Origin of the sequence: Brachybacterium squillarum M-6-3 (assembly GCF_000225825.1) — a bacterium.
Classification (GTDB): domain Bacteria; phylum Actinomycetota; class Actinomycetes; order Actinomycetales; family Dermabacteraceae; genus Brachybacterium; species Brachybacterium squillarum.
The window spans coordinates 351,989-366,973 of the sequence record NZ_AGBX01000006.1 but is presented as its reverse complement, the minus strand read 5'-3'; the positions used below and the strand labels follow the sequence as shown (position 1 = coordinate 366,973).

The 14,985-nt window shown below is 72.2% G+C and carries 11 protein-coding genes and 1 pseudogene; 3 read left to right on the top strand and 9 right to left on the bottom strand.

Features of this window, described 5'->3' with window-relative positions; translation table 11 throughout:
- Nucleotide 1: 1 nt before the first annotated feature.
- The 5 genes from ctaD to OM98_RS09450 all read right to left on the bottom strand — a co-directional run bounded on the left by ctaD (nt 2) and on the right by OM98_RS09450 (nt 5,286).
- On the bottom strand, nt 2-1,714 hold the full coding sequence (gene ctaD, locus OM98_RS09470; protein ID WP_010534379.1) for an aa3-type cytochrome oxidase subunit I: 1,713 nt from the start codon (nt 1,712-1,714) through the stop codon (nt 2-4).
- On the bottom strand, nt 1,711-2,649 hold the full coding sequence (gene ctaC, locus OM98_RS09465; protein ID WP_010534378.1) for an aa3-type cytochrome oxidase subunit II: 939 nt from the start codon (nt 2,647-2,649) through the stop codon (nt 1,711-1,713). The genes ctaD and ctaC overlap by 4 nt, the downstream gene beginning before the upstream one ends.
- Nucleotides 2,650-3,108: 459 nt before the next feature.
- Nucleotides 3,109-3,465, bottom strand: a complete 357-nt coding sequence (gene erpA / locus OM98_RS09460) for an iron-sulfur cluster insertion protein ErpA (protein ID WP_010534377.1) — start codon at nt 3,463-3,465, stop codon at nt 3,109-3,111.
- A gap of 127 nt (nt 3,466-3,592) precedes the next feature.
- Complete coding sequence (locus OM98_RS09455; RefSeq protein WP_010534376.1) at nt 3,593-3,868, bottom strand: hypothetical protein; 276 nt, start codon at nt 3,866-3,868, stop codon at nt 3,593-3,595.
- Entirely contained in the window at nt 3,865-5,286 is a 1,422-nt protein-coding gene (locus OM98_RS09450; protein ID WP_010534375.1) for a dipeptidase, read from the bottom strand. Before OM98_RS09450 ends, OM98_RS09455 begins: the two co-directional genes overlap by 4 nt.
- Nucleotides 5,287-5,358: 72 nt before the next feature.
- On the opposite strand from OM98_RS09450, the gene OM98_RS09445 reads away from it, so the two are divergent.
- On the top strand, nt 5,359-5,955 hold the full coding sequence (locus tag OM98_RS09445; protein WP_010534374.1) for a DUF3043 domain-containing protein: 597 nt from the start codon (nt 5,359-5,361) through the stop codon (nt 5,953-5,955).
- An 87-nt stretch (nt 5,956-6,042) separates the two neighbouring features.
- Here the strand turns inward: OM98_RS09445 and aspS are convergent, their stop codons facing one another.
- Nucleotides 6,043-7,866 (bottom strand): aspartate--tRNA ligase, encoded by a 1,824-nt coding sequence (gene aspS / locus OM98_RS09440; protein ID WP_010534373.1) that lies wholly within the window; start codon nt 7,864-7,866, stop codon nt 6,043-6,045.
- Between the two features lie 313 nt (nt 7,867-8,179).
- Between aspS and OM98_RS09435 the strand changes: the two genes are divergently transcribed.
- On the top strand, nt 8,180-10,096 hold the full coding sequence (locus OM98_RS09435; protein ID WP_010534372.1) for a DEAD/DEAH box helicase: 1,917 nt from the start codon (nt 8,180-8,182) through the stop codon (nt 10,094-10,096).
- 75 nt (nt 10,097-10,171) lie between these two features.
- Here the strand turns inward: OM98_RS09435 and OM98_RS09430 are convergent.
- The 3 genes and pseudogenes from OM98_RS09430 to hisS all read right to left on the bottom strand — a co-directional run.
- Nucleotides 10,172-11,089, bottom strand: a pseudogene (locus OM98_RS09430) (acyltransferase family protein); the annotation flags it as partial.
- A 230-nt stretch (nt 11,090-11,319) separates the two neighbouring features.
- On the bottom strand, nt 11,320-11,697 hold the full coding sequence (gene trxA / locus OM98_RS09425; RefSeq protein ID WP_010534370.1) for a thioredoxin: 378 nt from the start codon (nt 11,695-11,697) through the stop codon (nt 11,320-11,322).
- Between the two features lie 84 nt (nt 11,698-11,781).
- Nucleotides 11,782-13,131: a histidine--tRNA ligase gene (hisS, locus tag OM98_RS09420; RefSeq protein ID WP_010534369.1), complete on the bottom strand. Its 1,350-nt coding sequence runs from the start codon at nt 13,129-13,131 to the stop codon at nt 11,782-11,784.
- Nucleotides 13,132-13,381: 250 nt separating this feature from the next.
- On the opposite strand from hisS, the gene OM98_RS09415 reads away from it, so the two are divergent.
- Nucleotides 13,382-14,929 (top strand): DUF349 domain-containing protein, encoded by a 1,548-nt coding sequence (locus OM98_RS09415; protein ID WP_010534368.1) that lies wholly within the window; start codon nt 13,382-13,384, stop codon nt 14,927-14,929.
- Nucleotides 14,930-14,985: the final 56 nt, after the last annotated feature.

The window sequence follows — 14,985 nt, the reverse complement described above, 5'->3', positions numbered from 1 at the left end:
GTCAGTTGCTCCTCGGGGTCTTCTCGGGCTCTTCCTCGAGCATGTGGTCCAGGGCGGCGATCTCCGGGTGGTGGAGGTCGAAGGCGGGACGCTCGGAGCGGATGCGCGGCAGCGAGTGGAAGTTGTGCCGCGGTGGCGGGCAGGAGGTCGCCCACTCGAGCGAGGCGCCGTAGCCCCAGGGGTCGTCCACCTCGACCTTCTTGCCGCGGGTGTGCGTGAGCACGACGTTCAGGATGAACGGCAGCGTCGAGGCGCCCAGGATGAACGCGCCCACGGTGGAGATCTGGTTCATCCAGCCGAAGTCGTCCTCCGCCAGGTAGTTCACGTAGCGGCGGGGGGCGCCCTCCACACCCAGCCAGTGCTGGATCAGGAAGGTGGTGTGGAAGCCGATCATCAGGAACCAGAAGTGGAACTTGCCCAGGCCCTCGTGCAGCTTGTAGCCGAACATCTTGGGCCACCAGAAGTAGAAGCCCGCGAACATCTCGAAGGCCACGGTCCCGAAGATCACGTAGTGGAAGTGGGCCACCACGAAGTAGCTGTCGGAGAGGTGGAAGTCCAGCACCGGGGAGGACAGGATCACGCCGGTCAGGCCACCGAAGGTGAAGGTGGACAGGAAGCCGAGGGTGAACAGCATCGGCGTCTCGAAGGTGATCGAGCCGCGCCACATGGTGCCGAGCCAGTTGAAGAACTTCACGCCGGTGGGCACCGCGATCAGCATCGTCATGAAGGAGAAGAAGTCCAACATGATCGCGCCGGTGGTGTACATGTGGTGCGCCCACACGGTCACCGACAGGGCGGCGATGGCGATGGTCGCGCCGACCAGGGTCTTGTAGCCGAACATCGGCTTGCGGCTGAAGGCCGGGATGATCTCGGAGGCGATGCCGAAGAAGGGCAGCGCCAGCACGTACACCTCGGGGTGGCCGAAGAACCAGAAAAGGTGCTGCCAGAGGATCGGGCCGCCGTTCTCGGGGTTGAAGACCTGCGCGTCGAAGCGGCGGTCAGCGCCAAGCGCCAGCAGCGCGGACGCCAGCGGCGGGAAGGCCATCAGCACCAGCACGGCGGTGATCAGCACGTTCCAAGTGAAGATGGGCATCCGGAACATGGTCATGCCGGGCATGCGCATGCAGATGATCGTGGTGATGAAGTTGACCGAGCCCAGGATCGTCCCGAAGCCCTGCAATCCGAGTCCGAAGACCCACAGATCACCACCCAGGCCGGGACTGAACGTCGTGTCGGACAAGGGGGCGTAGGCGAACCAGCCGAAGGCTGCGGCGCCCTGCGGGGTGAGGAAGCCGGCCACCGCGATGACGGAGCCGAACAGGGTCAGCCAGAAGGCGAACATGTTCAGGCGCGGGAAGGCCATGTCCACGGCGCCGATCTGCAGCGGCACCAGGTAGTTGGCGAAGCCGTTGAACAGCGGGGTGCCGAACATCAGCAGCATGATCGTGCCGTGCATGGTGAACAGCTGGTTGTACTGGTCCTTGGAGACCACGACCTGCAGGCCGGGCTCCCAGAGCTCGGCGCGGATCATCAGCGCGAGGAGGCCGCCGAAGCAGAAGAAGGCGAAGGCCATCCCCATGTACATCATGCCGATCAGCTTGTGATCGGTGGTGGTCAGCAGGTTGAAGACCTGCTTGCCGAGGCCGGTGCGCTCACGGCTGGTGTCGAACCGTGCCGGCGCGGGGGCGGGACGGGTCTCGGTCTGGGCGCTCACTGCCCCTCCTCCGCGGTCTGCTGGTCACGCTGGTTCTGCTGTTCGACGCCCTCGTCCCACTCCTCACGCATCTCCCAGTCCTCCTGGTTGCGGTTGAGGTCGACGCCGAGCTCTCCGGTCAGGCCCTGGGCCTCGAGCTCGTCGAGGTGGGCCTCGAACTCCTCGACGGAGACGACCTCGACGTTGAAGAGCATGTCCGAGTGGTACTCGCCGCACAGCTCGGCGCACTTGCCGGCGTAGGTGCCCTCACGGGTGGGGGTCACCTGGAAGGTCGAGGTGTGCCCGGGGATCATGTCCTTCTTGTAGAGGAAGTCGACGATCCAGAAGGAGTGGATGACGTCGCGGGAGTCGAGCTGGAACTCGACGGTCTCGCCCTCGGGCAGGTAGAGCACGGGCAGGGAGTCCGCCGCGCCGGGCTCGCCGGTCTCGAAGGACTGCACGCCCGCGGGCTCGTGGACCACCTGGTCGCCCACGGTGTAGGAGAAGTCCCAGCTCCACTGCTTGCCGACCGCGCTCACGGTGACGTAGGGATCCTCTTCGATGGCCTCGATCTCGTGGATGTCGCGCTGGGTGAAGTAGAAGAAGGTGAGGATCATGACCACCGGCAGCAGGGTGAACATGAGCTCGAGCGGCACGTGGTAGCGCAGCTGCACCGGGAAGCCGGTGTCGTTCTTGCGACGGCGGTAGGCGACGGCGCACCAGATGGTCAGGCCCCACACGATGAGGCCGACGACCACGAGGGCGGCCCAGGAGCCGACCCAGAGGGTGGTGATCCGCTCGGTCTGATTGGTGACCTCGCCGTCGGTGTAGCCGGGGAGGAAGCCGCGCTGCTGGGCCTGGCTGCACCCGGCAAGGACCAGAACGACCGCGGCGGCGATGCCGACGGTCGCCGTGCGACGCAACCGCCGCGAGCGCTGGGGGGCCTGGGGGATCACAGAGATGACCTTCCGCTCGTCGTCCCCGCCGCCGGGGTGCCGGGGCCCGCGCGGGGCGGGGCGGCTCCGTGGCGACGGAGTGGGTACTCGCGCGGGCCGGGAAGCCCGCGGCGCCGCGCTCCTCTGAGGAAGGAGCGGCGACGGGCGCAGGGCGCCCGCCACATGACGGCACGCTGTCATCATACGGGTTCCGCGGGGTGCGCGGACCATCGGCACGCAGGTCGTGCGGGCCGATGCGGCACCGTGATCCGCCGCGTGATAGGGCGCGCGTCGGAGGCTCGTCGAGCACCGCGGCGCCCGGGGTTGGCGCACGGGGACGACGTCTCGGAACGCCGACGGGCCCGCCGGGCGACGGGATGTCGCCGGGCGGGCCCGGGGTGGGCGGCAGGGGTGCCGCCGGGCGGATGCGCGCACGTCGACACGATGCGGGCCCCGCGGTGTCTCAGGTGGGGCGGTGCCTCAGGAGAAGGAGTCGCCGCAGGCGCAGGAGCTCTGCGCGTTCGGGTTGTCGATGGTGAAGCCCTGCTTCTCGATGGTGTCGGCGAAGTCGATCACGGCACCGGAGAGGTAGGGGCTGGACATCTTGTCGACGACCACCTCGACGCCGTCGAAGTCGACGGTGAGGTCGTTGTCCATCAGGCGCTCGTCGAAGTAGAGCTGGTAGATCAGGCCGGAGCAGCCGCCGGGCTGCACGGCGATGCGCAGGCGCAGGTCGTCGCGACCCTCCTGCTCCAGCAGCGAGCTGACCTTCGAGGCGGCCTCGGTGGTCAGGGTGACGCCGTGGGCGGCGCTGGGGGCCTCGGTGGTGGTGGTCATGCGGTCCTCCTCGGGCACGGATGTTCCCCTCCAGCCTACGCCCGTGCGAGCGGGGATGCGAGGACGTCCGCCCGCGGCGGAGGCCACACCGGCTCCCGGCCTCCCGGGCGACGAGGCGGGACAGGGCTCAGAACAGGACGCCGCGGAAGAAGGCCAGCGCCAGCACGACCAGGTAGCCGATCACGGTGCCCACCAGCAGCCCGGTGACGGCGTCACGGTTGCGACCCAGCAGCACCCAGGAGAGGGAGAGCACCAGCACCGCGGCGACCACCAGGGCGCCCCACCACAGCAGCACGTAGCCGGCGAGGAAGCCGATCACGAGGCCGAGGAACAGCAGCGGCACCATCAGGGCCGAGACCGGTTCGCTGCGGCGGTCCCCCTCCGGGCGGCCGGGGGCGCTCATCCCCCGGCCCCGTCGGCGCCGGCGCGCAGGCGGTCGGCGCCGCGCAGCACCAGGGCCTCGGCGACGCACACCCGGGCGAACTCCCCCAGGTGCAGGGACTCGTCGAGGCCGTGGGCCCGGGAGGAGGGGTCCTCGACGCCGGTGACCAGCACCTCGGCGGAGGGAAACACCTCCAGCAGATCGGCGATGAAGGGGATGGAGCCGCCGAGCCCGGTGTCCACGGGCGCGGTGCCCCAGGCGGCGCCGAGCGCCTCGCGGGCGAGGTCCATCGAGGGGGCGTCCTGGCGGGCGCCGTAGGGCTTGCCCTGCTCACCGCGGCGGATCTGCACCTGGGCGGTGTCGGGGGCCTGCGCCTCGAGGTGGGCGATGAGGGCGTCCATCGCCGAGGCGGGATCCTCCCCGGGCGGGATGCGCAGGGAGATCTTCGCGGAGGCGGCGGGGACCAGGGTGTTGGAGGCGTCGCGCACCCTGGGGGCGTCGATGCCGATCACCGAGATCGCGGGACGGGCCCAGAGCCGGGCGGCCAGCGGACCGGTGCCGGAGAGTGCCTGCCCCTCGGGCACGCCGGCGTCGCGGCGGTAGTCCTCCTCGGGCATCTCGACGGAGGGATCCGCGGCGCGCACGAGGCCCGGCACCGCGACCTCGCCGCGCTCGTCGTGGAGGGTGGCCAGCAGCCGGGCGAGCTGCGTGGGGGCATCCAGCACGGGTCCGCCGAACAGGCCCGAGTGGACGGCGTGCTCGAGCACCCGCACGGTGACCACGAGGTCCACCACGCCGCGCAGGGAGGTGGTCAGCGCCGGGGTGCCGACGGCCCAGTTGGCGGAGTCGGCCACGATGATGAGGTCGGCGGCCAGCTGCTCGCGGTGGGCCTCGATGAAGGGGCGGAAGGTCGGGGAGCCGGCCTCCTCCTCCCCCTCCACGAAGACGGTCACGCCGATGCCCGCGGCGGCGAGCTCCTCGCCGACCAGACGCAGCGCGGTGACGTGGGCCATCACCCCGGCCTTGTCGTCGGCGGCGCCGCGCCCGTAGAGGCGGTCCCCGCGGCGGGTCGGCTCGAAGGGCGCGGAGCTCCAGGCCTCGGGGTCCCCGGTGGGCTGGACGTCGTGGTGGGCGTAGAGCATCACGGTGGGGGCGCCGTCGCGGGCGGGGAGACGACCGATGACGGCAGGGGCGCCGTCCTCGACCGAGCGGATGACGACCTCGGGCAGGCCGGCCTCGCGCAGCAGCCGGGCGACCTCCTCGGCGCTGCGGTGCACCGGGGCGCGGTCGTAGCCGGGGAAGGCGATCGAGGGGATCCGCACCAGGTTCTCGAGGTCCTCGATCGCGGCGGGGAGCAGGGGCTCGAGGCGCTCGTGGAGAGCGCGGGCGGCCTGCTCGTCGATCGGGGGCTGGGAAGGTCCGGCGGAGGGGGTGCTCATGGCCTCCACCGTACCCGCGGCGCGCCTCACCCGGATGCGCGGCCGGGCGGGGCGGTCACCTAGAATGCCCTGGTGATCTTCCGCAAATCCGACGAGAACTCCACCTCCCAGCCGGAGCCGGTCGCCGAGACGCGCCCCGGGGCGAAGGGCCGGCCCACCCGTACCCGCAAGGAGGCCGAGGCCGCGCGCCGTCGACCCCTGGTGGTGCAGGACCGCAAGCAGGCCCGCAAGCGCGACCGCGAGCGCGCCTCCCGGGAGCGCGCCGAGTCCCAGCAGGCGCTGGTCAGCGGCGACGAGTCGAAGATGCCGCTGCAGCACCGCGGCCGCGACCGCCGCCTGGTGCGCGACGTGGTCGACTCCCGGCACAACCTCGCCGAGTACTTCTTCCCTGTCGCGCTGGTGTTCTTCGTGGTGGCCCTGGTGGTGCCGCTGATCAACGCTGACCTGTACACCTCGGTGAGCTTCGCGATGATCCTGGTGCTGTGGGGCGGCATCGCCCTGTGCGTCATCGACTCCTTCCTGCTGCGCCGCCGCCTGCGCCGGGAGCTGACCGAGGCCTTCGGCGCGGTGGGCTCGGGCCTGGTGGGCTACGGCATCATGCGCGCCATCCAGATCCGCCGCTTCCGGCTGCCGCGCCCGCAGATCAAGCACGGCGAGCAGCCCCGCTGACCCGCTCCCCCGACCCGGGAGGACCCGAGAAGGCCCCGCACCGACCGGTGCGGGGCCTTCCTCGTGCTCGGGCGGCGGTGCCCGGCGTCAGGCGGAGGCGGCGGCCCCGTCCTGCGTCTCGTCCTGCTTCCCGTCCTTCTGCTGCTCGGTCTTCTTCGCGGCGGGCTTGGCGTCCACGCCGGTCTCCTTGCGCTGCTGCGCGGGGATCGGGGCGGGGGCCTGGGTGAGCGGGTCGTAGCCGTTGCCGGTCTTCGGGAAGGCGATGACCTCGCGGATGGAGTCGGTGCCGGCCAGCAGCGCGGCCACGCGATCCCAGCCCAGGGCGATGCCGCCGTGCGGCGGGGCGCCGAAGGCGAAGGCGTCCAGCAGGAAGCCGAACTTCTCCTGGGCGGCCTCCTCGTCGATGCCCATCACCTCGAAGACGCGCTCCTGCATCTCCCGCTGATGGATACGGATGGAGCCGCCGCCGATCTCGTTGCCGTTGCAGACGATGTCGTAGGCGTAGGCCAGCGCGCTGCCGGGGTCGGTATCGAAGGTGTCGGCGAACTCGGGCTTGGGCGCGGTGAAGGCGTGGTGCACCGCGGTCCAGGCGCCGGAGCCGACGGCCACGTCGCCCGCGGCGACGGCGTCGCCGGCCGGCTCGAACATGGGGGCGTCCACGACCCACACGAAGGCGAAGGCGTCGTGGTCGATGAGGCCGAGGCGCTCGGCGATCTCGTCGCGGGCGGCGCCGAGCAGGGCGCGGGAGGCCTTCGGCTCGCCGGCCGCGAAGAACACGCAGTCGCCGGGCCGGGCGCCGACCTTCTCGGCGAGGCCGGCCTTCTCCGCCTCGGAGAGGTTCTTGGAGACCGGGCCGGTGAGGGTGCCGTCCTCCTGGATCAGCACGTAGGCCAGGCCCTTCGCGCCGCGCTGCTTGGCCCACTCCTGCCAGGCGTCCAGCGTGCGGCGGGGCTGGGAGGCGCCGCCGGCCATCACCACGGCCCCCACGTAGGGGGCCTGGAACACCCGGAAGGGGGTCTCGGCGAAGTACTCGGTCATCTCGGTGAGCTCGAGGTCGAAGCGCAGGTCGGGCTTGTCGGAGCCGTAGCGGCGCATGGACTCGGCGTAGGTGATGCGCGGGATCGGGGCGGCGATCTCGTGACCGGCGACCTTCCACACGTTCACCAGCAGCCGCTCGGCGAGCGCGATCAGGTCCTCCTGGTCCACGAAGGCCATCTCGATGTCGAGCTGGGTGAACTCGGGCTGGCGGTCGGCGCGGAAGTCCTCGTCGCGGTAGCAGCGGGCGAGCTGGAAGTACTTCTCCACGCCGCCGACCATGAGCAGCTGCTTGAACAGCTGCGGCGACTGCGGGAGGGCGTACCAGGAGCCGGGGGCCAGGCGCGCGGGCACCAGGAAGTCGCGGGCGCCCTCGGGGGTGGAGCGGGTCAGGGTGGGGGTCTCGACCTCCACGAAGCCGTCCTCCAGCAGGGTGTCGCGCGCGGCGCGGTTGATGTCCGAGCGCAGGCGCAGGGCGCGGGCGGGGCCTTCGCGGCGCAGGTCGAGGTAGCGGTAACGCAGGCGCGCCTCCTCGCCGACCTCGGTGTGGGCGTCGAGCTGGAAGGGCAGCGGTGCGGCCGAGTTCAGCACCTCCACCTCGGTGGCGGTGACCTCGACCTCGCCGGAGGGCAGGGCCGCGTTCTCGTTGCCCTCGGGGCGGCGGTCGACGGTGCCGGTCACGCGCAGCACGTACTCGTTGCGCAGGTGCATCGCCTCGTCCTCGCGGACCACGACCTGGGCGACGCCCGAGGCGTCGCGCAGATCCAGGAAGGTCACGCCGCCGTGGTCACGGCGTCGGCCGATCCATCCGGTGAGGGTGACGGTCTGTCCGATGTGCTCCGGGCGGAGCTCGCCGGCGTGGTGGGTGCGCAGCACGGGGTGTCCTTCGACGTGGGACGGGCGGTGCCCGCCCGGCGGATGGGGTGCTCGCGTCCGGGGGCGCGAAGGTCTCAGCGTAGCGCCCGGGGTGAGGGATGTCGCCACGGCGGGCCTGGTCGGAGACCTCCCTCATCCGTAGACTGGATCACTGTCCGACCTGCACCATCGTTGTGACCTGGCCGCCACGGGAGATCCCGGGCGAGGCCGTCGTGAAGTGTCCGTGCGGGTCCTCTCCCGAGACGTCGAAGCCCTCCCGCGCTGTGCGGGGACCGGCGCGGGAGACCATCCACCCCCTCCGCCGAAGGACGCCATGAGCGACGTTTCCCCTGCCCACTCCCCTGCCGAGGACCCGGCCACCCCCGCCGACACGGCCACGGCCACCCCCGCCCCCGAGGACGCGGCCGACGCCGCCGCGGCGGACGACGCGCCCGCCGCCCCGGCCGCCCCCGCCGGATTCGATGCCCTGGACCTGCCCCCGGCACTGCGCCGCGCGGTGGAGGACCTCGGCTTCACCACCCCCTCCGCCATCCAGGAGCAGGCCATCCCGCCGCTGCTGGAGGGCCGCGACGTGATCGGCGTCGCTCAGACCGGCACCGGCAAGACGGCCGCCTTCGGCCTGCCCCTGCTGGCCGCGGTGGACCCCGAGCTGAAGGCGGTGCAGGGTCTGGTGCTGGCCCCCACCCGCGAGCTGGCCATGCAGGTCGCCGACGCGATCTCCTCCTTCGCCACCTCCATCGGCGGGCTCGACGTGGTCGCCGTCTACGGCGGCTCCCCCTATGGCCCCCAGGAGCGCGCCCTGCAGCGCGGCGCCCAGGTGGTCGTCGGCACCCCCGGTCGCGTGATGGACCACATCCGCCGCCGCTCGCTGCGCCTGGACGCGGTGCGCTTCGCGGTTCTGGACGAGGCCGACGAGATGCTGCGGATGGGCTTCGCGGAGGAGGTCGAGGAGATCCTCTCCCACTCCCCCGAAGAGCGTCAGGTGGCCCTGTTCTCCGCCACCATGCCCCCGGCGATCCGCAAGGTCGCCGACGACCACATGCGCCACCCGGTGCAGGTGAGCGTCACCCCGCAGTCCTCCACCGTCTCCAGCGTGCACCAGACCTACGCGCTGGTGCCCTTCAAGCACCGCACCGGTGCGCTCTCCCGCGTGCTGGCCACCTCCGACGCCGAGGCCGCGATCGTCTTCGTGCGCACCCGCGCCGCCGCCGAGGAGGTGGGCGCCGCACTGGTGGCCCGCGGCCACGTGGCCGCCACCATCAGCGGCGACGTACCCCAGAAGGAGCGCGAGAAGCTCGTCGAGCGGCTCCGCGACGGCTCCCTGAAGATCCTGGTGGCCACCGACGTGGCAGCCCGCGGCCTGGACGTCGAGAAGATCGGCCTGGTCGTGAACTTCGACGTGCCCCGCGAGCCGGAGGCCTACGTGCACCGCATCGGCCGCACCGGCCGCGCGGGCCGCACCGGTGAGGCCCTCACCTTCATCGGCCCCCACGAGCGGCGCACCCTGAAGAACATCGAGCGCGCCACGAAGCAGCGCCTCGAGGAGGCCGTGATCCCCTCCCCGCGGGACGTCTCCAAGCACCGCATGGCGAGCCTGCTGGCCGAGGTGCCGGCGCGCCGCGAGCGCGGCCGGCTGGAGCTGTACCGCGAGCAGGTCGACGCCTTCCTCGCCGAGCACGAGATGGACGCCGCCGAGCTGGCGACCGTGCTGGGCGCGATGAGCGTCGGCGACGGCGGCCCGGGTAGCGCCCCCGAGGAGGAGGAGTTCACCCAGCAGCGCGGCGGCGATCGCGAGGACCGCGGACGGGACGACCGCCGCGGCGGCTCCGACGCCCCCCGCGCGGAGAACGGCTACACCCAGTACCGCATCGGGGTGGGCCACAGCCACGGCGCCAAGCCGCCGTCGATCGTCGGCACCATCACCGGCGAGGGCGGTGTCAACGGCAAGGACGTCGGCAAGATCTCGATCTTCGGCTCCTTCGCCCTGGTGCAGATCCGCGGCACCCTCAGCGAGGAGCAGCTCTCCTCCATCGGCCGCGCCAAGATCGCCGGTCGCACCCTGCGGATCGCCCCCGACCACGGCCCCAAGGGCGGCAAGGGCGGCCCGCGCGACGACCGTCGCGGCGGCGGGGACCACCGTGGTCCTCGCGGCGGCGACCGCCCCTTCCCCAAGGGCGGGGACCGTTCCTTCCGCAGGAACGAGGGCGGGCACCGCGGCCACCGCGACTGACCACCGCATGACCCGGGCCCGGCCCGGAGCGCGGGAGGGCCCGCACCGAGCGTCGGTGCGGGCCCTCCTGCACGGTCAGCCGGCCGCGGCCGCGGCCTCACGCCGTCGTCGCCGACGTGCGCGCAGGTCCGGGAACTCGTACAGGGACCACGACCAGGGCCGCAGCCGGACCGCCACCACCCCGGCTCCCAGCGACAGCGCGACCATCACCAGGTAGTTCAGGACACCGTCGGCGGAGAAGCCGATCTGGTGCCAGGCGAACATCGAGGGGAAGTGCACCAGGTAGATCACGATCGAGTTCCTCCCCATCCACTCGAAGGCGCGCGCCACTCGTCCGCGCGGCACCCGGGGGGCGAGCCACACCACCACGATGAGACCCACGGCGGACATCAGCGCGGCGACCACTCCCCCGTTGAAGGTCTCGCTGACGCGGACGGTGTGGACCACCCAGGGCACGGAGGCGAGCGTGGCGAGGGCGATCACCCAGCCGCGCAGCCCGATCACCCGGTTCAGGTGCGGCTGCAGGGCGGCTCCGAGGAAGAAGAAGAAGCCGTACCAGGGCCGGTGCCAGACCATCCCGGGCACGTCCCCCGGGTAGGAGAAGACGGCCAGGGGGACCGAGAGGGCCAGCAGGGCGAGAGCCGTGACGAGGGGCGGGACGCGGCGCAGCAGCAGCCCGAGCAGGTAGTACATCAGCAGGGCGTTGAGGTACCAGACGTGGGACGGCTCGGCGAGCAGCCACCAGCGCCAGGTCAGCCCGAGCTCGGGGCCGAAGATGCCGAGCATCACCGCGGACCACACCAGGCAGGGCCAGGCGATGAGACGGAGCTTTCCGCTGATGAACACGCCGGTGGGCTTGGTCAGGGACCGCGGAAGCAGGATCCCGGACAGCAGGAGGAGGGCCGGCATGCGGTAGTCGCCCAGGGCGGCCATCACCCCACGGATGGCCTCGCTGGTGCTCTCGTCGGCCGCGTGGTTCGCGGTCACCAGGACGACGGCGAGTCCTCAGAACAGGTCCATCCAGGTGAAGCGGGAGCCGGAGGAGGACGTGTCGGGCGATACGGACGAGACGGACGATACGGCCATGGGTCCGGAGCGTCACAGGGCGTCGCGCCGCCCCGGTGCGGCGCGGGACGTCGCCGTGACCGTCCTGGCACGGCAGGGGCCCCGCACCGATCATCGGTGCGGGGCCCCTGCTCGTCCCGGCCGTCCGGGCGGAGCGGTCAGCTGTTGGCGTCCTGCTGCTCCTGCGCCTCGGCGTAGGCCTTGCGGACCTCGTCCATGTCGAGGCCCTTCACCTGGCCGATGAGGTCCTCCAGGGCGGAGGCGGGCAGGGCGCCGGCCTGGGAGAACACCGGGATGCCCTCGCGGTAGGCGACCAGGGTCGGGATCGAGGTGACGCCGTAGCGCATGGCCAGCTGCTGCTGGTCCTCGGTGTCGACCTTGGCGAAGGTGACGTCCTCGTGCTGCTCGGAGGACTCCTCGAAGATCGGGGCGAAGCGCTGGCAGGGAACGCACCAGCCGGCCCAGAAGTCGATCAGGACGACGCCGTCCTGGACGGTCTCGTCGTGGTTCTCGGTGGTCAGGGTGACGGTAGCCATGTCCCGCCCAACGCCGCCGGGCGCCGGTGCATTCCCTCCTGGCCGCAATGTGCGAGCCCTCACACGTCCCGGGCCGGGACGGCGTCAGACCTGCGCGACGCCCACCAGCCGCACCGTGCGGTCCGCGGCCGGGGGCTCCCAGCTCGCGGCGTCGGCCGAGGTCTGCTCGCCCGAGCGGATGTCCTTGACCTCGTCGCCGTCACCGCCGGGGAACCAGACGAAGGGGATCCCCCGCCGGTCCGCGTAGCGGATCTGCTTGCCGAGCTTGGCCGCGGTGGGGGCGACCTCGCAGGCGATCCCGCGGGAGCGGAGGGACCGGGCGACGGCCTCGCTGGCGGGACGCGACTCCTCCTCGGCCACCGAGACCAGCACGCAGGTGGGCACGGGGCGGCTGGGCCGGGCCAGGCCCGCCGAGATCATCCGGGAGACCAGGCGCGAGAGGCCGATCGACAGGCCCACCCCGGGGTAGCGGTGGCGGTTGTCGGCGGCGAGCTCGTCGTAGCGGCCGCCGGAGCAGATCGAGCCGAGGGACTCGTGGCCCTCGAGGAAGCTCTCGAAGACGGTGCCGGTGTAGTAGTCCAGGCCGCGGGCGATGGAGAGATCGGCGAGGATCACCCCGGGCACGGCAACCTCGACGCGCTCCAGCACGGCGGTGAGCTCGGCGATGCCCTGCTCGAGCATCTCGCCGGTGCCGCCGAGGTCGCGCACCTGCTGGGCGAAGGAGGCGTCGGCGGTGCGGATGCCGGCGAAGGCGAGCGCAGCGGCGGCCTGCTCCTCGGTGGCGCCGGCCTCCTCGCGCAGCAGGCGGGCCACGGCCTCGTCGCCGATCTTGGGGAGCTTGTCCAGGGCGCGCAGCACGGGGGTGTGGTCCGCGAAGCCGATGGAGCGGAAGAAGCCCTCGGACAGCCGGCGGGTGTTGGCGTGGATCCGCACCGGGGGCAGGGGCAGGCGGGAGAGGATCTCGGCCATCACCACGGCCACCTCGGCCTCCACGTGCCCGGGCAGGCTGTCCTGGCCGATCACGTCGAGATCGGCCTGGTAGAACTCCCGGAAGCGGCCGTCCTGGGGGCGCTCCCCGCGCCAGACCTTCTGGATCTGGTAGCGGCGCAGCGGGAAGGCCAGGTCGTTCTGGTGCTCCAGGACGTAGCGGGCCAGCGGCACGGTGAGGTCGAAGTGCAGGCCCAGGGTGCGGGAGGGGTCCGCGGTGGCGTCCTCGGTGCCGTCCTCGGCCTGCAGGCGGCGCAGCACGTACACCTCCTTGTCGATCTCGCCCTTGCGCAGCAGCTGGTCGAGGGGCTCGACCGCGCGCGTCTCGATGCCGGAGAACCCGTGCAGCTCGGCGACCTCGCGGAACACGTCGATGACGTGCTGCTCGAGGAGTCGCTCGGAGGGGAGCCACTCGGGGAAGCCGGACAGGGCGGAGATCTTCGCCATGCGGGGAGGTCCTTTGCTGGGGTCGACGGTGGAGCCGTGGCCCGCGTCCGGTCGCCCGGCGCGGAGCCCGACCCATTATCCCCGTCCGCGCCGGTCGGTGGGGGCGGGCGCCGCCTCGTGCCGGCCCGCGTGCGCGGTAGAGTTCCGTGACGTGTCCCTCCCCGCGGGGGCATGCGTCCCGACCGCCCGGCCATCGACCCCGATGGCTCGTCCCGCCCGCCGAGGGCGGATCCGATCGAAGGAGCTCCCCGTGAGCGAGTCCGAGACCCCGACGACCCCCGCCTCCTCCCCGGAGACCGCCGCCGAGCAGGCCCCGGATCCGACGGCGGCGACCGCCGAATCCTCCGCGGAGACGACCGCGGAGACCGCGGTCTTCGTCACGGACGATGCCGGGAACGGCCCCGCTGACGAGGCGGCGACGGCAGAGCAGCCCGCGCCGGGCCCGCGCCCCGCGGTGCCCTCCCCCGCCGCCCTGGCCGGGAAGAAGCCGGCCGCCCCGCTGCTGCCCGCCGCTCCCCCGGCCGCCGAGTACGACGCCGAGCAGATCGCCGCCGCCAAGGAGTTCGGCGCGGTCGCTGAGGACGGCACCGTCACCGTGCAGGACGGCACCCAGGTGCGCACCATCGGCAGCGTCGACGCCGCCGCCGAGGGCGACCCGCTGGAGCCCTATGCGAAGGGCTACCTGGACCTGGTGGCCTTCCTGGACCTCACCGAGGAGAAGCTCGCCGCGCCGGAGCACACCCACAACGAGCTGAACCGACTGCTGGAGAACCTCCGCAAGAACATGAAGGAGCCACAGGTGGTCGGGGACATCCCCGCTCTGCGCCAGCGCGCCCACGACCTGCGGGAGCAGGCCAAGTCCCTGATCGCCGGGCTCGAGGCCCGCCGCGCCGAGGCGCGGGCCGGTGCCGTCGAGCGCCGCACCGCCTTCGTCGAGGAGATCGAGGCCCTGGTCGCGACCCCGCCCGAGCAGATCTCCTGGCGCAGCGCCGGGGAGACGATGCGCCAGATGGTGCCCACCTGGAAGCGGATGCAGACCGAGGACGTCAGCCTCGACCGGCCCACCGAGGACGCCCTGTGGAAGCGGCTCTCCGCAGCCCGCTCCACCTTCGACCGGCACCGCAAGCAGTTCTTCGCGCAGCTCGACGAGAAGCACGAGGAGGCGGCCCGCACCAAGGAGCAGCTCATCGCTCGCGCCGAGGAGATGCAGGACTCCACGGACTGGGGCCCCACGGTCCGTGCCTACAAGGACCTGATGGACCAGTGGCGCCGCGCGCCCCGCGGCTCCCGCAAGAAGGACGACGCCCAGTGGGCGCGTTTCAAGGCCGCCCAGGACACCTTCTTCGCCGCCCGCAACGCGGACCTCGAAGCCACCGAGTCCGAGCAGCGGGAGAACCTCGCCGTCAAGGAGTCCCTGCTGCAGGAGGCCGCGCAGATCGACCCCTCGACCGACCTGGATGCCGCCAAGGAGACCCTGCGCTCCGTGCAGGACCGCTGGGAGGACGCCGGCAAGGTGCCCCGCAGCGACCTGCGGCGCGTGGAGGACAAGCTGCGTGGCATCGAGCGCTCGGTGAAGCAGGCCGAGGAGGCCGAGTGGCGCCGCACCGATCCGCGCACCAAGGCGCGCGTCGAGGGAGCCTCCTCCCAGCTGCAGTCCGCGATCAGCGGCTACGAGGAGGCGCTGGAGAAGGCGCAGGCATCCGGCGACCCGCGGCGCGTCGCCGAGGCCGAGGCGGCGCTGGAGGCCCGCCGTGAGTGGCTCGCCGTGATCGAGCGCTCCGCTCGCGACCTCGGCTGAGCACGACTGCTCCTCCCCGACCACGGGGCCCGTCCACACCGGGACGGGCCCCGTTG

Coding starts and splice junctions, on each gene's coding strand:
- trxA (WP_010534370.1), bottom strand. CDS start 11,697: ATGGCTACCGTCACCCTGACCACCGAGAACCACGACGAGACCGTCCAG.
- OM98_RS09435 (WP_010534372.1), top strand. CDS start 8,180: ATGAGCGACGTTTCCCCTGCCCACTCCCCTGCCGAGGACCCGGCCACC.
- OM98_RS09450 (WP_010534375.1), bottom strand. CDS start 5,286: ATGAGCACCCCCTCCGCCGGACCTTCCCAGCCCCCGATCGACGAGCAG.
- hisS (WP_010534369.1), bottom strand. CDS start 13,131: ATGGCGAAGATCTCCGCCCTGTCCGGCTTCCCCGAGTGGCTCCCCTCC.
- OM98_RS09455 (WP_010534376.1), bottom strand. CDS start 3,868: ATGAGCGCCCCCGGCCGCCCGGAGGGGGACCGCCGCAGCGAACCGGTC.
- erpA (WP_010534377.1), bottom strand. CDS start 3,465: ATGACCACCACCACCGAGGCCCCCAGCGCCGCCCACGGCGTCACCCTG.